General features: G+C 44.6%; 13 protein-coding genes, 2 tRNA genes, 3 rRNA genes and 1 other annotated feature. Of the genes, 1 reads left to right on the top strand and 17 read right to left on the bottom strand.

Features of this window, described 5'->3' with window-relative positions; all coding sequences use genetic code 11:
• Nucleotides 1-87: 87 nt before the first annotated feature.
• The 5 genes from serS to guaB all read right to left on the bottom strand — a co-directional run bounded on the left by serS (nucleotide 88) and on the right by guaB (nucleotide 6,330).
• Nucleotides 88-1,365: a serine--tRNA ligase gene (serS, locus tag NSQ83_RS00090; protein WP_003247131.1), complete on the bottom strand. Its 1,278-nt coding sequence runs from the start codon at nucleotides 1,363-1,365 to the stop codon at nucleotides 88-90.
• 56 nt (nucleotides 1,366-1,421) lie between these two features.
• Nucleotides 1,422-1,634 (bottom strand) — a binding site (T-box leader).
• A 52-nt stretch (nucleotides 1,635-1,686) separates the two neighbouring features.
• Complete coding sequence (pdxT, locus tag NSQ83_RS00085) at nucleotides 1,687-2,277, bottom strand: pyridoxal 5'-phosphate synthase glutaminase subunit PdxT (RefSeq protein ID WP_029726364.1); 591 nt, start codon at nucleotides 2,275-2,277, stop codon at nucleotides 1,687-1,689.
• 21 nt (nucleotides 2,278-2,298) lie between these two features.
• Nucleotides 2,299-3,183: a pyridoxal 5'-phosphate synthase lyase subunit PdxS gene (pdxS, locus tag NSQ83_RS00080; protein WP_339238843.1), complete on the bottom strand. Its 885-nt coding sequence runs from the start codon at nucleotides 3,181-3,183 to the stop codon at nucleotides 2,299-2,301.
• Between the two features lie 196 nt (nucleotides 3,184-3,379).
• Nucleotides 3,380-4,711, bottom strand: coding sequence for a D-alanyl-D-alanine carboxypeptidase family protein (gene dacA, locus NSQ83_RS00075; RefSeq protein ID WP_198879174.1), 1,332 nt, complete (start codon nucleotides 4,709-4,711; stop codon nucleotides 3,380-3,382).
• Nucleotides 4,712-4,863: 152 nt separating this feature from the next.
• Entirely contained in the window at nucleotides 4,864-6,330 is a 1,467-nt protein-coding gene (gene guaB, locus NSQ83_RS00070) for an IMP dehydrogenase (RefSeq protein WP_003226803.1), read from the bottom strand.
• A gap of 120 nt (nucleotides 6,331-6,450) precedes the next feature.
• On the opposite strand from guaB, the gene NSQ83_RS00065 reads away from it, so the two are divergent.
• Nucleotides 6,451-7,398, top strand: coding sequence for a YaaC family protein (locus NSQ83_RS00065; RefSeq protein WP_029317163.1), 948 nt, complete (start codon nucleotides 6,451-6,453; stop codon nucleotides 7,396-7,398).
• A gap of 39 nt (nucleotides 7,399-7,437) precedes the next feature.
• On the opposite strand, the gene rrf is transcribed toward NSQ83_RS00065, so the two are convergent.
• From rrf to dnaA, 12 genes are all read right to left on the bottom strand, one after another.
• Nucleotides 7,438-7,553 (bottom strand): 5S ribosomal RNA (gene rrf / locus NSQ83_RS00060).
• A 54-nt stretch (nucleotides 7,554-7,607) separates the two neighbouring features.
• Nucleotides 7,608-10,535: ribosomal RNA gene (locus NSQ83_RS00055) — 23S ribosomal RNA — on the bottom strand.
• An 80-nt stretch (nucleotides 10,536-10,615) separates the two neighbouring features.
• Nucleotides 10,616-10,691: transfer RNA gene (locus NSQ83_RS00050), tRNA-Ala, on the bottom strand.
• 11 nt (nucleotides 10,692-10,702) lie between these two features.
• Nucleotides 10,703-10,779, bottom strand: a tRNA-Ile gene (locus NSQ83_RS00045).
• 102 nt (nucleotides 10,780-10,881) lie between these two features.
• A 16S ribosomal RNA gene (locus NSQ83_RS00040) occupies nucleotides 10,882-12,431 on the bottom strand.
• Together the 16S, 23S and 5S rRNA genes with 2 tRNA genes alongside form the textbook arrangement of a ribosomal RNA operon.
• 288 nt (nucleotides 12,432-12,719) lie before the next feature.
• Nucleotides 12,720-15,185: a DNA topoisomerase (ATP-hydrolyzing) subunit A gene (gyrA, locus tag NSQ83_RS00035; RefSeq protein WP_003244540.1), complete on the bottom strand. Its 2,466-nt coding sequence runs from the start codon at nucleotides 15,183-15,185 to the stop codon at nucleotides 12,720-12,722.
• Nucleotides 15,186-15,395: 210 nt separating this feature from the next.
• Complete coding sequence (gyrB, locus tag NSQ83_RS00030; RefSeq protein ID WP_003226808.1) at nucleotides 15,396-17,312, bottom strand: DNA topoisomerase (ATP-hydrolyzing) subunit B; 1,917 nt, start codon at nucleotides 17,310-17,312, stop codon at nucleotides 15,396-15,398.
• Nucleotides 17,313-17,366: 54 nt separating this feature from the next.
• A complete protein-coding gene (remB, locus tag NSQ83_RS00025; protein ID WP_003219266.1) occupies nucleotides 17,367-17,612 on the bottom strand; it encodes an extracellular matrix regulator RemB in 246 nt (81 codons plus the stop codon).
• Between the two features lie 17 nt (nucleotides 17,613-17,629).
• Nucleotides 17,630-18,742 (bottom strand): DNA replication/repair protein RecF, encoded by a 1,113-nt coding sequence (gene recF, locus NSQ83_RS00020; protein WP_003243515.1) that lies wholly within the window; start codon nucleotides 18,740-18,742, stop codon nucleotides 17,630-17,632.
• Between the two features lie 15 nt (nucleotides 18,743-18,757).
• On the bottom strand, nucleotides 18,758-18,973 hold the full coding sequence (gene rlbA / locus NSQ83_RS00015; protein ID WP_003226810.1) for a ribosome maturation protein RlbA: 216 nt from the start codon (nucleotides 18,971-18,973) through the stop codon (nucleotides 18,758-18,760).
• 130 nt (nucleotides 18,974-19,103) lie between these two features.
• Nucleotides 19,104-20,240 (bottom strand): DNA polymerase III subunit beta, encoded by a 1,137-nt coding sequence (dnaN, locus tag NSQ83_RS00010; protein WP_003242509.1) that lies wholly within the window; start codon nucleotides 20,238-20,240, stop codon nucleotides 19,104-19,106.
• 188 nt (nucleotides 20,241-20,428) lie between these two features.
• A complete protein-coding gene (gene dnaA, locus NSQ83_RS00005; protein WP_003242674.1) occupies nucleotides 20,429-21,769 on the bottom strand; it encodes a chromosomal replication initiator protein DnaA in 1,341 nt (446 codons plus the stop codon).

Below are 21,769 nucleotides of genomic sequence, written 5' to 3'. Positions count from 1 at the left end.
ATTTTTAAAAACTTTTTTTGTTTTTATGAAAATGCCGTGTTTACATAAGCAAAAAGGCGCACCTTGTCAGGCACGCCTTTCCATAATTTACGGTTTCATTACTTCTCTATTCCCCATATAAGGACGAAGCACTTTCGGAATCACAACGCTTCCGTCTTCCTGCTGATAATTTTCTAAGATAGCAGCAACTGTTCTTCCAACCGCCAGTCCTGAACCGTTCAGTGTGTGTACATGCTCAGGCTTGCCTTTCGCTTCACGTCTGAAACGAATATTCGCACGTCTCGCCTGGAACGCTTCGAAGTTGCTGCAAGAAGAGATTTCTCGATATGTGTCTTGGCTTGGAATCCAAACTTCGATATCGTATTTTTTCGCAGCCGTAAAGCCTAAGTCACCCGTACACATGCTCATGACACGGTATGGAAGCTCAAGCAGCTGAAGAACCCGTTCTGCTTGGTTTGTTAGCTTCTCTAATTCTTCATAAGAATCTTCAGGCTTCACAAACTTTACAAGCTCAACTTTATTAAATTGGTGCTGACGAATTAATCCGCGTGTGTCACGTCCTGCTGAACCAGCTTCAGAACGGAAGCAAGCACTGAATGCCGCATAGTTGATCGGCAGGCTGTCACCTGAAAGGATTTCATCACGATGCATGTTTGTAATCGGCACTTCCGCCGTTGGAATTAAGAAATAATCTTCTTCTCTGATTTTAAATGCATCCTCTTCAAATTTAGGAAGCTGCCCCGTTCCCGTCATGCTTGCGCGGTTTACCATATATGGCGGGATCACTTCAGTGTAGTTATACTCATCCACATGCAGATCAAGCATAAAGTTATAAAGCGCACGCTCCAGACGAGCACCTAAGCCTTTATAGAACACGAAACGGCTTCCTGTTACTTTGGCAGCACGTTCAAAATCCAGAATACCCAGCTCATCCGCAATATCCCAGTGCGGCTTCGGCTCATAAGCAAATGAAGGCTTTTCACCCCATTTACGCACTTCTACGTTGTCGTCTTCTGTTTCACCGACAGGTACAGACTCATGCGGAATATTTGGGATTGAGAGCAGGATTGTATCAAGCTCAGCTTCCACTGTCCGTAATTCTTCATCGAGCTTTTTAATTTCCTCGCCGACTTCACGCATTTCTTTAATAATGTGATCCGCGTCTTTTTTCTCACGCTTCAGCACAGCAACCTGCTGAGAAACTTCATTTCGTTTTCCTTTTAACTCTTCAACCTTGCCGATAAGCTCTCTTCGTCTATCATCCAGCGCCTCAAACTTATCAAAATCAGTTAAGTCTTCGCCTTTGTGTACAAGCTTTGCTTTAATTTCTTGAAAATTTGCTCTCAGCATTTTCGTATCAAGCATGCGAAACACTCCTTTTTTTATTGATTTATCGAAAATAAAAAGAGCCCTCATCCCCATAAAGGGACGAGAGCTCTCGCGTTGCCACCCTGATTGAAAACAAATCAAAGACTCGTTTTCCACTTTCAAACATAACGGTTATCCCGTAAATGCCTACTTGCTTCAGCATTTCGCTCAAGGATGGATTCAGACAGCATCTTTCACCGATTCGCACCAACCATCGGCTCTCTTAGAAAGAGAGGCTCCCTACTAGTTCCTATCAACGCTTTTCGATCTTTATTTGTGCTTATAATGTACTATAAGTTTCCACAGCTTTCAACTGTTTTATACAAGTGCCTTTTGCTTGTATTCCTCAACCATTTCAACAAACAGCTTTGTCACTCGGTGATCTTCTGTCAGCTCCGGATGGAATGAGCAGCCAAGGAATTGCCCCTGTTTCGCGGCTACAATACGACCATTATGCTCCGATAAAACTTCAACATTTTCACCAGCTTCTAAAATATGCGGAGCACGGATGAATACCCCTGTAAAAGGCTCGTCCAATCCTTTAATTGTTAAATCAGCTTCAAAGCTGTCAACCTGCCGGCCAAATGAATTACGTTCTACAACCACATTCAGAAGACCTAAATGAGGATTATCTGAACCGGCAATTTCTTTTGCTAATATAATTAATCCGGCACATGTTCCAAACATCGGTTTGCCCTGAGCAGCGAATTCACGAAGCGGCTCCATGAATTGATACGTATCGATCAAACGGCGCATCGTCGTGCTCTCACCGCCCGGCAAAATCAACCCGTCAACTTCGTTCAGCTGCTCCGGACGTTTTACGACAAGACCAGCCGCGCCGCATGCTTCAATCGCATGGATGTGCTCTCTAACTGCTCCTTGAAGTCCTAGTACACCTATTGTTAACATGTCAGCAGCGCTCCTATGTTCTTACCAGCCGCGTTCTTGCATACGCTGTTCTGGAAGTAAGTTTGAGATTTCAATCCCTTTCATTGCAGTACCAAGCTCTTTTGACAACTCAGCGATCAATTTGTAATCAGTAAAGTGAGTTGTTGCTTCCACAATTGCTTTCGCAAATTTAGCAGGGTTGTCTGATTTGAAAATACCAGAACCAACAAATACTCCGTCAGCACCGAGCTGCATCATGAGAGCAGCATCAGCTGGAGTTGCTACGCCGCCAGCGGCAAAGTTAACGACAGGAAGCTTGCCGTCTTTTTTAATTTGAAGAAGAAGCTCGTAAGGAGCACCTAGGTTTTTCGCTTCTGTCATTAGTTCATCCTCACTCATCGCAACTACTTTGCGCACTTGAGCGTTAACTTTGCGCATATGGCGAACAGCCTCAACAATATTACCTGTTCCAGGCTCACCTTTTGTGCGAAGCATAGAAGCACCTTCCGCAATACGGCGTGTTGCTTCACCAAGATCACGGCAGCCACAGACAAAAGGAACTGTGTATTCATTTTTATATAAATGAAATTCTTCGTCAGCCGGCGTCAGAACTTCACTTTCATCAATATAGTCAACACCCATAGCTTCAAGCACACGCGCTTCAACAATATGTCCGATACGCGCTTTTGCCATTACCGGGATAGATACTGCATTCATTACTTCTTCCACGATTGTAGGGTCAGCCATACGGGCAACTCCTCCAGCCGCGCGAATATCTGCTGGCACACGTTCTAGCGCCATTACAGCGACAGCTCCAGCTTCTTCAGCGATTTTCGCTTGTTCCGCATTGATGACGTCCATGATGACGCCGCCTTTTTGCATTTCTGCCATTCCGCGTTTTACACGTTCAGTACCTGTTTGAGCCATTTCTTGGTCCCCCTAATCAAGGTATAGTTATATGATTTCTAATTCTTATTGTATCCTAGAAATCCAATAATTCATATGGATATATACTATTTTATTCGGTTTTTAGCGCTTTGAAAATCATTTTTTATTAAAAATTGGTTTTTTTCAGTATATTACGCGAAAGAGCCCTAACATCCATCAGAGCTCTTTCAATTGATTAAAACCAGCCGGTTACCGTATCAACAATGCTTCCCCAAATTCCGGCAAAAAATCCGCCGATACTGCGCATTGTCAAAACAAACCAGTTTGCTTTTTCTACATTTTCTTTTGTAACAAGGTCTACGCCAGCCAGATCGCTGTTAAGGAATCCGTAATCCTTTTCATCACCTGTGTATTCCGCAGTCAGCTTCCCAACCTTGGTTCCTTTTTTCACAGGAGCAGTTAAGTTGTCTTTATTCAGTGTGACCTTCGCTTTGTAATTCTTTTCTTCACCATTTTTGACAGGAAGAGAGAACGCCTTGTTTGTCACAATGCCTACTTCTTTCTCTTTACCCTTATCAACTGAAGTTGTTTTATGGCCTTTTACTTGATCGCCTTCAGCATAAATTTCTTTCATGGAGAAATTGTCGAAAGCATAATCAAACATTTTTTTCGTTTCATCGAAACGGCCTGTATGAAGGTTGCCCTTTGCGTTTAAAACAACAGTGATGACACGCATACCGTTGCGTTCAGCTGTTCCTGTAAAGCATGAACCCGCAGAGTCAGTAGAACCTGTTTTCAGTCCGTCTACAGTCGCTTTTTTATACTCGCTGACAAGCCCCTTCAGCATAAAATTCCAGTTCGGCATGTCCATTTCATCATCGGTGCCTTCTCTGAATTTCGTTTTGGCGATACTGGAAGTCTCCAGTACCTCAGGGTAGTCAGTAATCAAGTGATCCGCAAGAATTGCCATATCCTTTGCAGAAACTTCACTTTCTTCATTTACGCTTGTCCCCTCAGGCTGATGCCCGTGAAGATCTTTGTTTTCAAGACCTGTTGCGTTAACAAATTTATAATCTGTTAAGCCTAGTTCTTTTGCTTTTGCATTCATTTTTTCAACAAACTTAGTTTCAGAACCGGCAACGATTTCTGCAATCGCAATAGCAGCAGCATTTGCAGAATAAATTGCTGTAGCTTGATATAATTCTTTTACTGTGTATTTCCCGTCTTTCCGAAGAGGAACGTTTGATAAGCTGTTATCTTGGGAAATTTCATACACATAGTCATCAGGCGTATAGGTTTGGTCCCATTTCACTTTACCTTGATCAATTGCTTCCAATAACAGATACTCTGTCATCATTTTTGTCATACTCGCAATTGGCAGTCTCTTATCTGCATTTTTACTGTAAAGAATTTTACCTGAAGAAGCTTCGATCATAATAGCAGCAGATGCATTGATATCAATTGGATCGCTGGCTGCTTTTGCTTTTGACATTGGAGCCAGACACGTGACAGCTAGAGTTAACACAACCAATGACATCAGTAGCTGTTTACATTTCTTGATGTTCAATCGTACGACCTCCGTATTTCATTTTCTTCATCTATAATTAAGCCGTTAAGGACATTTTCAATGCACAACAGTATAAATTTTATCATAATCAGTATAAAAAAAATAGACAGAGTCAGAGACCCTGTCAAATGTTTTTAATTTGTAACAATTTATTATGAAATTGTATAGTTAGGTGATTCTTTTGTAATCTGTACGTCATGCGGATGGCTTTCGCGAAGTCCTGCGCCAGTCATGCGAATGAACTGAGCTTCTTCTCTTAGCGCACGCAGATCTTTGGACCCGCAATACCCCATACCAGAACGAAGGCCTCCGACTAGCTGATAAACGGTTTCTTCAACTGGCCCTTTGTAAGGTGTGCGTCCTTCAATTCCTTCAGGAACAAATTTTTTGTTTTCTTCTTGGAAGTAACGGTCTTTACTTCCTTTTTCCATTGCAGCAACTGATCCCATGCCGCGGTATACCTTAAATCTTCTGCCTTGGTAGATTTCAGTTTCACCAGGGCTTTCTGATGTGCCTGCAAGCAAGCTTCCGAGCATAACAGCATGTCCGCCGGCTGCCAATGCTTTAGTGATATCGCCAGAGAATTTAATCCCACCGTCGGCGATGATTGTTTTGCCGTGTTTTCTTGCTTCAGTCGCACAATCATAAATTGCTGTAATTTGCGGAACACCCACGCCGGCTACAACACGTGTAGTACAAATTGAACCAGGCCCTATTCCAACTTTGACAACGTCTGCTCCAGCTTCGATAAGCGCTCTTGTCGCTTCAGCTGTTGCCACGTTTCCAGCAATAATGTTTAATTCGGGATACGTTTCACGGATTTTTGTGACTGTGTTTAAAACGCCTTGAGAGTGTCCGTGAGCTGTATCGATAACAATCACATCAACATTGGCTTCAACAAGCTTTTTGACGCGAGTCATTGTATCGCCAGTTACACCAACTGCCGCGCCAACGATCAGGCGGCCGTGAATGTCTTTAGATGAGTTCGGGAACTCAATGACTTTTTCAATGTCTTTAATTGTGATAAGACCTTTTAATTTATTCTGGTCATCTACGAGAGGAAGCTTTTCAATTTTATGTTTCTGCAAAATCTTTTCAGCTTCATCCAGAGTAGTTCCTACAGATGCAGTAACTAGCTCTTCTTTCGTCATGACGTCGCTAATTTTCATTGAGTAGTCAGAAATAAAACGAAGGTCACGGTTTGTAATAATTCCAACAAGCTTCTGGTCTTCTTCGTTATTTACAATCGGAACACCGGAAATTCTGTATTTCCCCATCAAATGCTCCGCATCAAATACTTGGTGATCAGGAGTTAAAAAGAAGGGATTTGTGATAACGCCGCGCTCAGAACGCTTTACTTTATCAACTTGTTCAGCCTGCTGTTCAATGGACATATTTTTGTGAATGATGCCCAAGCCGCCCTGTCTTGCCATTGCAATTGCCATTGCTGATTCTGTTACAGTGTCCATACCTGCGCTGATGACAGGAATATTTAGCTTTAACGTTTTTGTAAGTTCTACAGATAAATCCACATCACGCGGAAGTACCTCAGACTTTGCTGGTACAAGCAGCACATCGTCGAACGTTAAGCCTTCTTTTGAAAATTTACTTTCCCACATTAGTAAATCCCCCTCTTTTCGGCAAAATATTATATGTAGATTATCAACTAGCCAAGAGCATGTCAAGGAAGCGGGAAAGAGTTGAAATATTTAGATAACGGAAAGGATTAAGAAATATACATGACATATCATGAGTGGAAAGACTTAGCGCTATTTTACTCCGTTGAATCAACCCAGAAATTTCTAGAAAAGGTTTATATCTTAAACGGTATTGACGATGCGAAAAAAAACTCTTTTAAAAACAGTGAACGGTTTATTTATTTCTTAAAGCATGCCGAATCGTTTTATAAACAAGCCGCATATTCTCCCTTAGAAATCAAACCGATTCTTTTATTTTATGGAATGGCACAGCTTATCAAAGCATGCTTAATTACACGTGATCCTCATTATCCAAGCCATACATCAGTACTGGCACATGGCGTAACAACAAGAAAACGAAAGAAACAAAATTATTGTTTTAGCGATGATGAAGTGAAAATACAACGAAATGGCCTATGCGTGCATTTTATGAAACATTTATTCGGACAATCGGATATAGTAGATGAACGGTATACCATGAAAAAATTATTAATGGCCATTCCAGAACTTAGCGATATTTTCTACTTTCAGCAGAAAGAACGATTTATGACAAAAGTTGAGAAGGATAAGAACGAAATTTTTGTACCGGAGGAAGTAGTAATCAATTACAAAATGTCTGATTCAAGGTTTGCTGAATACATGTCCCATCATTATCAATGGTCTTTTACAAAAAAAAATGAACACGGGCTGCTGTTCGAAATTTCACCACAAGACAAGGAGCCATGGACATCGACCAGCTTATTGTTTGACATGGAAAAGAACCAATATTATATCCCTTCTCAAAGGGAGCAATTTCTGAGGCTTCCCGAAATGACAATTCATTATTTGATTTTGTACAACGTTGGGATGATTGCAAGGTATGAAACAGAATGGTGGTATGAGTTATTAACACAGCATATAAGTGATGACTACGTGTTAATTCAGCAGTTTTTATTAGTATCAGAAAAGAAATTCCCTAAATACGCTTCACAGTTTCTTCTTCATTTTTAACAAACAAAAAACCCAGCTCAATGAGCTGGGTTTAAGCTTGCTTGGCGGCGTCCTACTCTCACAGGGGGAAACCCCCGACTACCATCGGCGCTGAAGAGCTTAACTTCCGTGTTCGGTATGGGAACGGGTGTGACCTCTTCGCTATCGCCACCAAACAAATTGAGAGTGTTCTCTCAAAACTAGATAACAGGTGTGACATCATTCAAAATGTGGTTAAGTCCTCGATCGATTAGTATCTGTCAGCTCCATGTGTCGCCACACTTCCACCTCAGACCTATCAACCTGATCATCTTTCAGGGATCTTACTTCCTTGCGGAATGGGAAATCTCATCTTGAGGGGGGCTTCATGCTTAGATGCTTTCAGCACTTATCCCGTCCGCACATAGCTACCCAGCGATGCCCTTGGCAGAACAACTGGTACACCAGCGGTGCGTCCATCCCGGTCCTCTCGTACTAAGGACAGCTCCTCTCAAATTTCCTGCGCCCGCGACGGATAGGGACCGAACTGTCTCACGACGTTCTGAACCCAGCTCGCGTACCGCTTTAATGGGCGAACAGCCCAACCCTTGGGACCGACTACAGCCCCAGGATGCGATGAGCCGACATCGAGGTGCCAAACCTCCCCGTCGATGTGGACTCTTGGGGGAGATAAGCCTGTTATCCCCGGGGTAGCTTTTATCCGTTGAGCGATGGCCCTTCCATGCGGAACCACCGGATCACTAAGCCCGACTTTCGTCCCTGCTCGACTTGTAGGTCTCGCAGTCAAGCTCCCTTGTGCCTTTACACTCTGCGAATGATTTCCAACCATTCTGAGGGAACCTTTGGGCGCCTCCGTTACCTTTTAGGAGGCGACCGCCCCAGTCAAACTGCCCACCTGACACTGTCTCCCCGCCCGATAAGGGCGGCGGGTTAGAAGGTCAATACAGCCAGGGTAGTATCCCACCGATGCCTCCACCGAAGCTGGCGCTCCGGTTTCCAAGGCTCCTACCTATCCTGTACAAGCTGTACCAACATTCAATATCAGGCTGCAGTAAAGCTCCACGGGGTCTTTCCGTCCTGTCGCGGGTAACCTGCATCTTCACAGGTACTATAATTTCACCGAGTCTCTCGTTGAGACAGTGCCCAGATCGTTGCGCCTTTCGTGCGGGTCGGAACTTACCCGACAAGGAATTTCGCTACCTTAGGACCGTTATAGTTACGGCCGCCGTTTACTGGGGCTTCAATTCGCACCTTCGCTTACGCTAAGCGCTCCTCTTAACCTTCCAGCACCGGGCAGGCGTCAGCCCCTATACTTCGCCTTACGGCTTCGCAGAGACCTGTGTTTTTGCTAAACAGTCGCCTGGGCCTATTCACTGCGGCTCTCTCGGGCTTGCACCCTAACAGAGCACCCCTTCTCCCGAAGTTACGGGGTCATTTTGCCGAGTTCCTTAACGAGAGTTCTCTCGATCACCTTAGGATTCTCTCCTCGCCTACCTGTGTCGGTTTGCGGTACGGGCACCTCTCACCTCGCTAGAGGCTTTTCTTGGCAGTGTGGAATCAGGAACTTCGCTACTATATTTCGCTCGCCATCACAGCTCAGCCTTATGGGAAACGGATTTGCCTATTTCCCAGCCTAACTGCTTGGACGCGGATATCCAATACCGCGCTTACCCTATCCTCCTGCGTCCCCCCATTGCTCAAATGGTGAGGAGGTGGTACAGGAATATCAACCTGTTGTCCATCGCCTACGCCTTTCGGCCTCGGCTTAGGTCCCGACTAACCCTGAGCGGACGAGCCTTCCTCAGGAAACCTTAGGCATTCGGTGGAGGGGATTCTCACCCCTCTTTCGCTACTCATACCGGCATTCTCACTTCTAAGCGCTCCACCAGTCCTTCCGGTCTGGCTTCACAGCCCTTAGAACGCTCTCCTACCACTGTTCGAAGAACAGTCCGCAGCTTCGGTGATACGTTTAGCCCCGGTACATTTTCGGCGCAGAGTCACTCGACCAGTGAGCTATTACGCACTCTTTAAATGGTGGCTGCTTCTAAGCCAACATCCTGGTTGTCTAAGCAACTCCACATCCTTTTCCACTTAACGTATACTTTGGGACCTTAGCTGGCGGTCTGGGCTGTTTCCCTTTCGACTACGGATCTTATCACTCGCAGTCTGACTCCCAAGGATAAGTCATTGGCATTCGGAGTTTGACTGAATTCGGTAACCCGGTAGGGGCCCCTAGTCCAATCAGTGCTCTACCTCCAAGACTCTTACCTTGAGGCTAGCCCTAAAGCTATTTCGGAGAGAACCAGCTATCTCCAGGTTCGATTGGCATTTCACCCCTACCCACACCTCATCCCCGCACTTTTCAACGTGCGTGGGTTCGGGCCTCCATTCAGTGTTACCTGAACTTCACCCTGGACATGGGTAGATCACCTGGTTTCGGGTCTACGACCACGTACTCATGCGCCCTATTCAGACTCGCTTTCGCTGCGGCTCCGCATCTTCTGCTTAACCTTGCACGGGATCGTAACTCGCCGGTTCATTCTACAAAAGGCACGCCATCACCCGTTAACGGGCTCTGACTACTTGTAGGCACACGGTTTCAGGATCTCTTTCACTCCCCTTCCGGGGTGCTTTTCACCTTTCCCTCACGGTACTGGTTCACTATCGGTCACTAGGGAGTATTTAGCCTTGGGAGATGGTCCTCCCGGATTCCGACGGAATTTCACGTGTTCCGCCGTACTCAGGATCCACTCAGGAGAGAACGAAGTTTTGACTACAGGGCTGTTACCTCCTATGGCGGGCCTTTCCAGACCTCTTCATCTACCTCGTTCTTTTGTAACTCCGTACAGAGTGTCCTACAACCCCAAGAGGCAAGCCTCTTGGTTTGGGCTGATCCCGTTTCGCTCGCCGCTACTCAGGGAATCGCATTTGCTTTCTCTTCCTCCGGGTACTTAGATGTTTCAGTTCCCCGGGTCTGCCTTCTCATATCCTATGAATTCAGATATGGATACCACTCCATTACGAGTGGTGGGTTTCCCCATTCGGAAATCTCCGGATCAAAGCTTGCTTACAGCTCCCCGAAGCATATCGGTGTTCGTCCCGTCCTTCATCGGCTCCTAGTGCCAAGGCATCCACCGTGCGCCCTTTCTAACTTAACCGTTAAAAAGAATCACTATGTGATATCTTGTATTACTATTGAATGTGATGTCTACTGTTATCTAGTTTTCAAAGAACACGTTGGTGGAGCCTAGCGGGATCGAACCGCTGACCTCCTGCGTGCAAAGCAGGCGCTCTCCCAGCTGAGCTAAGGCCCCGTTATATAAGATGGTGGGCCTGAGTGGACTCGAACCACCGACCTCACGCTTATCAGGCGTGCGCTCTAACCAGCTGAGCTACAGGCCCATCTTAACTTATTCAAGGAACAAAGTTCCTTCAAAACTAAACAAGACAGGGAACGTTCTGTTTATAAGACCCAAGGTCTTATATTCCGTATAATATCCTTAGAAAGGAGGTGATCCAGCCGCACCTTCCGATACGGCTACCTTGTTACGACTTCACCCCAATCATCTGTCCCACCTTCGGCGGCTGGCTCCTAAAAGGTTACCTCACCGACTTCGGGTGTTACAAACTCTCGTGGTGTGACGGGCGGTGTGTACAAGGCCCGGGAACGTATTCACCGCGGCATGCTGATCCGCGATTACTAGCGATTCCAGCTTCACGCAGTCGAGTTGCAGACTGCGATCCGAACTGAGAACAGATTTGTGGGATTGGCTTAACCTCGCGGTTTCGCTGCCCTTTGTTCTGTCCATTGTAGCACGTGTGTAGCCCAGGTCATAAGGGGCATGATGATTTGACGTCATCCCCACCTTCCTCCGGTTTGTCACCGGCAGTCACCTTAGAGTGCCCAACTGAATGCTGGCAACTAAGATCAAGGGTTGCGCTCGTTGCGGGACTTAACCCAACATCTCACGACACGAGCTGACGACAACCATGCACCACCTGTCACTCTGCCCCCGAAGGGGACGTCCTATCTCTAGGATTGTCAGAGGATGTCAAGACCTGGTAAGGTTCTTCGCGTTGCTTCGAATTAAACCACATGCTCCACCGCTTGTGCGGGCCCCCGTCAATTCCTTTGAGTTTCAGTCTTGCGACCGTACTCCCCAGGCGGAGTGCTTAATGCGTTAGCTGCAGCACTAAGGGGCGGAAACCCCCTAACACTTAGCACTCATCGTTTACGGCGTGGACTACCAGGGTATCTAATCCTGTTCGCTCCCCACGCTTTCGCTCCTCAGCGTCAGTTACAGACCAGAGAGTCGCCTTCGCCACTGGTGTTCCTCCACATCTCTACGCATTTCACCGCTACACGTGGAATTCCACTCTCCTCTTCTGCACTCAAGTTCCCCAGTTTCCAATGACCCTCCCCGGTTGAGCCGGGGGCTTTCACATCAGACTTAAGAAACCGCCTGCGAGCCCTTTACGCCCAATAATTCCGGACAACGCTTGCCACCTACGTATTACCGCGGCTGCTGGCACGTAGTTAGCCGTGGCTTTCTGGTTAGGTACCGTCAAGGTACCGCCCTATTCGAACGGTACTTGTTCTTCCCTAACAACAGAGCTTTACGATCCGAAAACCTTCATCACTCACGCGGCGTTGCTCCGTCAGACTTTCGTCCATTGCGGAAGATTCCCTACTGCTGCCTCCCGTAGGAGTCTGGGCCGTGTCTCAGTCCCAGTGTGGCCGATCACCCTCTCAGGTCGGCTACGCATCGTTGCCTTGGTGAGCCGTTACCTCACCAACTAGCTAATGCGCCGCGGGTCCATCTGTAAGTGGTAGCCGAAGCCACCTTTTATGTTTGAACCATGCGGTTCAAACAACCATCCGGTATTAGCCCCGGTTTCCCGGAGTTATCCCAGTCTTACAGGCAGGTTACCCACGTGTTACTCACCCGTCCGCCGCTAACATCAGGGAGCAAGCTCCCATCTGTCCGCTCGACTTGCATGTATTAGGCACGCCGCCAGCGTTCGTCCTGAGCCAGGATCAAACTCTCCGATAAAGTAGTTTGACTGACTACGCACATCGCTGTGCGATTTATAAAAATGAATTAACAGGTACGTTTTGTCTTGTTTAGTTTTCAAAGAACTTTGTGTGCTTCTCTCGAAGCGACTACTTAATAGTAACATTTTTAGTTAACTAGGTCAATACTTTTTTAAAAAAGTTTTTACTAGTCATAATGGTCATACTTGTGTCTTTAAAAAGACAACAGAAATGATTATACCATAATTTTTATGACTGTAAAGGGTTATGACACAAAAAAGCGCAGCTATTTCAGCTGCGCTTTTTCTCACACTTCTTCTTGTTCTTCTTCATTCTCATCTTCTTCGTTTTTCTCTACTAAAGCTACTGTAGCAACATGCTCTTCTTCTGCCATTCTGATGAGACGCACACCTTGAGTGACACGTCCGGTGATGGAGATATCATTGATGTCCATTCTGATGAGTACGCCGCTAGCTGTAATAATCATTAGATCCTCTTCACCTTTAGTAGCTTTCACTGCTACTAGTTGGCCGTTGTTCTCGGTGATTTTCGCTGTTTTGAGTCCTTTTCCGCCCCGGCTTTGGGTTCTGTACTCTTCAGCCGGAGTTCGTTTTCCGTACCCTTTTTCAGTTACGATAAGGACGTGTGATTCTTCCTCTAATATCTCCATGCCGACAACAACGTCGTCATCCGTCAGGGTGATGCCTTTTACGCCCGCCGCAGTTCTTCCCATCTCCCGGACATCTGTTTCAGGGAAACGGATCAGTAAACCGTTTTTCGTTCCAATGATGATTTGTTTTGTGCCGTCAGTCAGACGTACACCCATCAGTTCATCATCTTCACGAAGACTCAGAGCGATTAGACCATTGTTGCGGATATTAGCGAATTGAGATAGCGATGTTCGTTTTGAAACCCCATGCTTTGTAGTGAAGAAAAGGTAAAGCTCCGCATTGAATTCCGTGACTGGAATAATCGCGTTGATCCACTCACCCTTTTCTACCTCCAGCAGGTTAATAATCGGGATTCCTTTTGCCGTTCTGCCGTATTCAGGGATTTCATACCCTTTTGCACGATACACTTTCCCCTTGTTCGAGAAGAAGAGAATCGTGTCATGAGTTGACGTAGAGATCAAATGCTCAACGAAATCATCTTCGTTTGTTCCCATACCTTGTACACCTTTTCCGCCTCGTTTTTGACTGCGGTAAGTTGATGCAGGAAGACGTTTGACGTATCCGTTGTGCGTCAGAGTAACTACGATATTTTCTCTCTCGATGAGATCTTCATCTTCAATTGTCTCCAGTCCAGAAGTGACGATCTCAGTACGTCTTTCATCGTTAAAACGCTCTTTGATTTCCGTGAGTTCTTCACGAATGATCTCAAGCACTTTATATTCATTTGCCAAGATGTCTTTTAGCTCTGCAATTAATTTAACAAGAGATTGGTATTCTTCTTCTATCTTTTCACGTTCCAGTCCCGTTAAACGCTGGAGCCTCATATCAAGGATCGCTTGTGCTTGCTTCTCTGTCAGTGAGAATTGTTCAATTAAACCTGTTCTCGCAATTTCAGCCGTTTGAGAATTACGGATAAGGGAGATAACTGCATCGAGATGATCCAGTGCAACTCTCAATCCTTCCAGGATATGAGCTCTCGCTTCCGCTTTACGCAATTCATAAGCAGTACGGCGTCTAATGACAACTTTTTGATGGTCAAGGTAATGCTCTAGGCATTGCTTAAGAGTTAAAACTTTCGGCTGGCCATCAACAAGTGCAAGCAGGTTGATGCCAAAAGATGTTTGTAGAGCAGTTTGTTTGTACAGATTGTTTAAGATGACATTTGCATTGGCGTCGCGTCTGATTTCAATGACAATTCTCATACCTGTACGATCTGACTCATCACGCAGATCTGTGATACCCTCTATCTTTTTGTCCCTTACGAGATCAGCAATTTTCTCAATTAATTTCGCCTTATTCACTTGGTAAGGTAACTCTGTAACGATAATTCTTTCTTTACCCGAAGATGTTTGTTCGATCTCAGCTTTTGCCCGGATCGTGATAGAGCCTCGGCCTGATTCGTATGCTTTCCGGATACCGCTGCGTCCCAAGATTTGACCCGCGGTCGGGAAATCAGGCCCTGGAATGACTTCCATAAGCTCTGGAATTGTAATGTCCGGATTCTCACTGACAGCAAGTACACCGTCAATGATTTCTCCCAGCTGGTGCGGAGGAATGTTTGTTGCCATACCTACCGCAATGCCGGCAGCACCGTTCACGAGCAGATTCGGGAACCTTGAAGGCATAACGACAGGTTCTCTTTCTGACCCGTCATAGTTATCCTGGTAATCGATTGTGTCTTTTGTGATGTCGCGAAGAATCTCCATTGAGATTTTAGACATTCTTGCTTCTGTATAACGCATGGCCGCCGCTGAGTCTCCGTCAACAGAACCGAAGTTTCCGTGACCGTCAACGAGCATATAACGGTAGTTGAAATCCTGAGCCATTCTGACCATGGATTCATATACCGCTGAATCACCGTGCGGGTGGTATTTCCCGATAACTTCTCCAACGATACGCGCGGATTTTTTATAAGGCTTGTCACTTGTCATGCCTAAATCATTCATTGCATACAAAATCCGTCTATGAACCGGTTTTAAACCGTCTCGAACATCTGGAAGAGCACGGGACACGATAACGCTCATTGCATAATCCAAGAAGGACGTACGCATTTCCTGACTGATATTTATTTCACGAACTTGTGGTGTGTTTTGTTCACTCATTAAAAAACCTCCCTGAAGTATCACATGAAATATGTGGGAGTAGATTGTCCATTATGATCTTCAATACGATTTCACTATTCTCCATTATATCAATAAACTTATGATTATACACATTAAATTGCTAGAATATATAGGTACTGCAAGCATTGCTGCATCAGATCTTGTTCAGAAAAAAGCCTTATTTCTTATTGGAAATAAGGCTTTTTATGATTAGATGTCAAGATTTTTAACGTATCTCGCATTCGCTTCTATGAAGTTTCGGCGCGGTTCTACCTTGTCGCCCATAAGCATTTCAAAAGTCTCGTCCGCATCCATTGCATCTTCAAGAGTTACCTGAAGAAGTGTTCTGGAGCTAGGATCCATGGTTGTCTCCCATAGCTGGGTGGCATTCATTTCACCAAGACCTTTGTAACGCTGCAGTCCAGGCTTAGGCGTTTGAGGAAGAGTTTTTAACAGCTCTTCAAGCTCCTTGTCATTGTACGCATATTCAACGCGTTTCCCCTGTTGAACCTTGTAGAGCGGCGGCTGTGCAATGTACACGTAGCCATTTTCGATAATTTGGCGCATATATCTGTAAAAGAACGTTAACAGAAGTGTTCTGATGTGTGCGCCGTCAACATCGGCATCTGTCATAATGACAACTTTGTGGTAACGGGCTTTCTCAAGGTTGAAGTCTTCCCCAATACCTGTGCCGAGCGCTGTGATCATAGAGCGAACTTCGTTGTTAGAAAGGATTTTATCCAGTCTGGCCTTTTCAACGTTTAGGATTTTACCTCTAAGCGGCAAAATGGCTTGGAAATGTCTGTCGCGTCCTTGTTTAGCAGAGCCTCCGGCAGAGTCACCCTCTACGATATATAACTCGGAGATGCTCGGATCTTTTGAAGAGCAGTCCGCTAACTTACCGGGCAAGTTTGAAATTTCCAAAGCACTCTTACGGCGTGTTAGTTCACGGGCTTTTTTCGCAGCCATTCTTGCTCTTGCCGCCATTAAGCCTTTATCGACAATTTTTTTGGCTGCATCTGGATTTTCCAGCATAAATGTTTCCATCGCTGTAGAAAATAACGTATCGGTGATCGTCCGTGCTTCTGAGTTGCCCAGCTTTGTTTTCGTTTGGCCCTCAAACTGCGGATCAGGGTGTTTGATTGAAATAATCGCTGTCAGCCCTTCCCTTACGTCATCTCCGCTTAGGTTTGGATCATTTTCTTTAATAAGCCCTTTTTTTCTGGCGTAATCGTTGATAACACGAGTCAGGCCCGTTTTGAAGCCAGCTTCATGGGTACCGCCTTCGTACGTGTTAATGTTGTTTGTAAACGAGTAAATGTTGCTTGTGTAGCTGTCATTGTATTGCAAAGCCACTTCAACCGTAATGCCGTCCTTTTCGCCTTCAATGTAAATCGGCTCTTCATGGACAACCTCTTTAGAGCGGTTTAAATACTCTACATAACTTTTAATTCCGCCTTCGTAATGGTATTCATTTTTGCGCTCTTGTCCTTCACGTTTATCTTCAATCGTGATGTTTACACCCTTTGTTAAAAAGGCTAATTCACGCACGCGGTTAGCAAGCAGATCGTAATCATACTCGGTTGTTTCTGAGAAAATTTCAGGGTCCGGGACAAAATGTGTCGTCGTTCCTGTATGATCCGTTTCGCCAATGATTTCAAGGTCTGTAACCGGAACTCCGCGTTTATAGGTTTGGCGGTGAATTTTACCGTCACGGTGAACCGTCACATCAAGCTCTGTTGATAGTGCGTTTACGACAGACGCACCTACACCGTGTAATCCTCCGGATACTTTATAGCCGCTTCCGTCAAATTTTCCTCCGGCATGAAGTACCGTCATAATGACTTCTACCGCAGGACGGCCCATTTTTTCATGAATACCGACTGGAATACCGCGGCCATTATCTACAACCGTGATACTGTTGTCTTTTTCGATTTGGATATTGATATCCGTACAATAACCGGCGAGGGCTTCGTCAATACTATTGTCGACAATTTCCCATACCAGGTGGTGAAGGCCTTTGCTGTTTGTCGAACCGATATACATCCCCGGTCTTTTACGAACAGCTTCCAATCCTTCTAGTACCTGTATCTGATTTTCATCATAACTGTTTTGCTGCTGTTCCATAGCCACGTCATTCACCTACACTTTTCTAAACGATATATTCGTGATAAAAAATTTCTAAGAATCTATTTCAAACATAAATTGCGCACGTTTTTTTAATGTGCTGGAAGATAAGGGAGAGTAATATATATTCTGAACCGTGACTACGATAGATTTGGGCGTGCCGTTTACGGAAGGCACCACCTTGTGTTTCTGTTTTTTCAGAAATTCTTCAACAATAGGCGACATGTTGGCTTTAAAGTCAAAAATGCCGACAATATCTCGTGTTGAAACCACAAAGTCATCACCTAAATGAATATACAATTGCTCACCTCATTTCTTCACTTCACTAACGCACCATTTTGCACACGGAACATTCCTGCTTGACGTAAGGTTTCGTGATCAATGCCATCAACGCTTGTCGTTGTGACAAACGTTTGTACACGGCCTTGGATCGTATGAAGCAAGTGTGACTGGCGATAATCATCCAGTTCACTCAGTACATCATCCAATAGTAAAATGGGATATTCTCCGATTTCTTCATGGATCAGGTCAATCTCCGCCAGCTTAAGGGACAACGCCGTCGTTCGCTGCTGTCCTTGAGAACCATACGTCTGCACATCGCGTCCGTTCACATAGAAAAGAACATCGTCACGATGAGGCCCTGACAGCGTCACACCACGCTCAATTTCTTTTTCTCTTAATTTAGAAAACGCTTCTTGATAGCTATCTCCTATTTTCGACAAATCTAGGGGATCTGATACATCAAGAGCTGTATGGTATTTCAGGGTCAGTTCTTCAAGCCCTCTTGAGATGCCTGCATGGATGGGCTGCGCCCATTTCTCGAGCTGTGCTGTAAACTGCAGGCGTTTTACGACGACTTTTGCTGCAACTTCTACAAGCTGATCGGTCAGAACATCGAGCATCGTCCGGTCAGTTTGTTTTCTTGTTTGCAGCTGTTTCAAAAAATGATTCCGCTGGGAAAGGATTTTCTGGTAAAGAGAAAGATCATGAAGGTAGACGGGAGAAACCTGTCCGATTTCCATGTCAAGAAACCGCCTTCTCACTTGAGGGCTTCCCTTTACAAGATTTAAATCTTCCGGCGCGAACATAATGGTGTTGAGGGCCCCGACATACTGGCTGAGCTTTTGCTGTTCAATATGATTGACCTTGCCCTTTTTACCCTTTTTGGAGATAACGAGCTGCATCGGGATCGCCCCGTTTTGCTTCATCACTCTTCCCTCTATTTTAGCATAGTCTTTGTCCCACCGTATAAGTTCTTTGTCATTTGATGTCCGGTGCGATTTCGCCATGGACAAGACATAGATCGCCTCCATGAGGTTTGTCTTCCCCTGGGCGTTTTCTCCGATGATCACATTTACTTTATTTTCAAATTGAAGTTCAGCATGGTCGTAGTTGCGGTAAGATGTCAGTTCTAAGTTCTGGATATACAATCAGTGTCACCCGCTTTAATTGACGACTTGAAATGAACCAAATCCTTCAATCTCTACCACATCTCCAACATACAGCTTTCTGCCTCGGCGGTTGTCCGGCTCATCGTTCACAAGCACTTCATGCTCGCTTAAAAACCACTTCGCCATACCGCCAGACTGAATCACATCGGCTAATTTTAAGAATTGTCCAAGTGTAATCATCTCTGTATCAATTGAAATCGGATTTGCCATTATATCGACCTCTTTCAAATATCACTAATATCTAATTGTACTAAAAAAAAACGAATTAGGGAAAGGGAAAACTTGTCGGAGCAGATACCGAATAGAAAAGCTGCCGACAAGTCGGCAGCAGTGTATCGGATTAATAGGTTCTGACAGGGAGGATAAGCTGTACAATCGTTTCATCATTCGGCGTGCGAATTAAGAAAGGTCTCATAGCACCTGTAAAGCTTACGCGTATTTCCGCTCCTTCAAGCACCTTTAGTGCATCCAGCATATATTTTGGACTAAAAGAGATATTTAATTCCTCCCCTTCAATTTGATCCGCAACAATTGCTTCCACAACTTTACCGATTTCCGGCGAGTTGGAGGAAATTTCAATGGATTCAGCCGGTTTTGCGGACAGTTTTACAACGTTGTTGCGTCCCTCTCTAGCTAAAAGAGATGCACGATCAATGGCCTGAAGGAATTCTTTTGTGTTCACAATGATTTCTGTTTTGCTGTCTTGCGGAATCAGGCTGGTTGTGTCTGGATAATTCCCGTCCAGAAGCCGTGAGAAGAATAAGACGTTTTTCGCTTTAAACAGAACTTGGGTTTCTGTGATGACGATATCTACAAGTTCCTGGTTGTCATCTAAAATCTTGCTGAGTTCAGTTAAACTTTTTCCCGGAATCACGACGTTATAAGATCTGTCTTCTGGAATATCAAGTTTCGCCTTTCTTAATGCAAGACGGTGGCTATCCGTTGCAGTGCATAATAATTCACTTTGCTCCACTTTCCAGTTTACACCTGTCAAGATAGGGCGTGTTTCTGAGGTGGACACTGCAAATACTGTTTGTCTGATTAGATTTTTTAACAAATCAGTTGGGATCTGAATCGCATGATGCTCTTCAATCTGAGGCAAGTGCGGATATTCATCAGCATCCAGTCCGTTTAGATTAAATTCAGCTTTACCAGAACGGATAATCGTCAAATACTGATTTTGGACTTCGATTTCTACAGTTGCCATCGGCAATTTTTTTACAATTTCACTAAAAAAGCGAGCCTGTAAAACGATGCTTCCGGGCTGTTCAATAGTTACGATTTCTTTATCTCCTTCTTCTTTTGGAATGAAGGATTCAATAGAAATATCTGAGTCACTCCCTGTAAAGGATACTCCATCATCTGATGCAACAATTTTAATACCAGTCAGAATGGGAATCGTGGTTCTGGATGAAACTGCTTTTAATACATCTTGGACACTTTCAACAAGACGATCTTTTTGAATCGTGAATTTCATTTTTATCCTCCTAACGGATAATGTATTAATATATATATTTATAAAAAATAGTAGAAGTAATAGTAGGGCCTGTGGATTTGTGGATAAGTTGTGAAAAAGACAGGAAACACAGCCTATCCACATGTGGACAGACTGTGTATGACTTCCGAAAAGTTATTCACACTTTCCCCGATTGATCCCCGGTCCTGCTATTTAAGCTGTTCTTTAATTTCTTTTACATGCTGCTGAAGCTGTTCATCATCTGCCAGCAGTTTTGAAATTTTTTCATGCGCATGAATAACGGTCGTATGATCACGTCCTCCAAACTCTTCACCGATTTTAGGAAGAGAGGAATCAGTCATTTCCCTTGATAAGTACATGGCGATTTGACGCGGAAAAGCTACTGACTTTGTCCGTTTTTTTGCTTTGAAATCCTCGAGTTTAATATTAAATTGCTGGCCTACTACCCTCTGAATTTCTTTTATCGTAATGACTTTCGGTTTTGAGGAAGGAATAATATCTTTCAACGCCTCAGCGGCTAGATCAGCATTAATATCTTTATTAATTAAAGATGAATAAGCGACAACTCTGATTAATGCTCCTTCGAGTTCCCGAATATTGCTGTCGATTTGATTCGCGATGTAAAGCATAACCTCGTTCGGAATATCGAGGCCTTCTGCTTTGGCTTTTTTTCTTAAAATCGCAATTCTCGTTTCTAGATCAGGCGGTGTGATATCTGTAATAAGTCCCCATTCAAAACGTGAGCGCAATCTGTCCTCAAGTGTCGGAATTTCCTTTGGCGGCCGGTCACTTGAAATGACGATTTGTTTGCTTTCTTCGTGCAATGTGTTAAATGTATGGAAAAATTCTTCCTGGGTTTGTTCTTTCCCCGCTAAAAATTGAATATCATCTATCAAAAGCACATCAACATTTCGATAGCGATTGCGGAAGTCGACGGCTTTATTATCTCGGATAGAGTTGATGAATTCGTTTGTAAATTTCTCAGAAGACAGATAAACCACTTTGGCAGAAGGATTATGATCTATTACATAATGGCCGATCGCATGCATTAAGTGCGTTTTCCCTAAGCCGACGCCCCCATAGATAAATAAAGGGTTGTAAGCTTTCGCGGGTGCTTCCGCTACTGCGAGGGAAGCTGCGTGTGCAAATCGGTTTCCAGATCCGATGACAAAAGTATCAAAAGTATATTTTGGATTGAGCATATTTTGAGGAAAATCAGATGTATCTTCTTTGACCGCTTTTTTGACTTGCGGTTTCGGCATAAAGTCCTCAACATCTTGATTTTGAGGAATGACAAACTTAATGCTCAATTCTTCCCCGGTTAATTCATATATAGTATCTGCAATCAGATGCAAGTATCTGGACTCCAGCCAGTCTCTGGCAAATTCATTGGGAGCCGTGATTGTTAATGTATCGCCTTGCAGTGAGTGGGCTTTGGTTGACTTCATCCAAGTCTCAAAACTCGGTTTGCTCAACTTTTTTTCGATTTGAGCAAGGGCTTGGTTCCACAGGTCTAATATATTTTCCAT

This window comes from Bacillus sp. PS217, assembly GCF_037963535.1.
Classification (GTDB): domain Bacteria; phylum Bacillota; class Bacilli; order Bacillales; family Bacillaceae; genus Bacillus; species Bacillus subtilis.
The sequence above is the reverse complement of the archived record's forward strand: the minus strand, read 5'-3'. Positions and strand labels throughout refer to the sequence as shown.

What these genes read in the sequence shown, in the direction of transcription:
- serS (WP_003247131.1), bottom strand. Translation starts at nt 1,365, where the DNA reads ATGCTTGATACGAAAATGCTGAGAGCAAATTTTCAAGAAATTAAAGCA.
- pdxT (WP_029726364.1), bottom strand. Translation starts at nt 2,277, where the DNA reads ATGTTAACAATAGGTGTACTAGGACTTCAAGGAGCAGTTAGAGAGCAC.
- pdxS (WP_339238843.1), bottom strand. Translation starts at nt 3,183, where the DNA reads ATGGCTCAAACAGGTACTGAACGTGTAAAACGCGGAATGGCAGAAATG.
- guaB (WP_003226803.1), bottom strand. Translation starts at nt 6,330, where the DNA reads ATGTGGGAAAGTAAATTTTCAAAAGAAGGCTTAACGTTCGACGATGTG.
- NSQ83_RS00065 (WP_029317163.1), top strand. Translation starts at nt 6,451, where the DNA reads ATGACATATCATGAGTGGAAAGACTTAGCGCTATTTTACTCCGTTGAA.
- gyrA (WP_003244540.1), bottom strand. Translation starts at nt 15,185, where the DNA reads ATGAGTGAACAAAACACACCACAAGTTCGTGAAATAAATATCAGTCAG.
- gyrB (WP_003226808.1), bottom strand. Translation starts at nt 17,312, where the DNA reads ATGGAACAGCAGCAAAACAGTTATGATGAAAATCAGATACAGGTACTA.
- rlbA (WP_003226810.1), bottom strand. Translation starts at nt 18,973, where the DNA reads ATGGCAAATCCGATTTCAATTGATACAGAGATGATTACACTTGGACAA.
- dnaN (WP_003242509.1), bottom strand. Translation starts at nt 20,240, where the DNA reads ATGAAATTCACGATTCAAAAAGATCGTCTTGTTGAAAGTGTCCAAGAT.
- dnaA (WP_003242674.1), bottom strand. Translation starts at nt 21,769, where the DNA reads ATGGAAAATATATTAGACCTGTGGAACCAAGCCCTTGCTCAAATCGAA.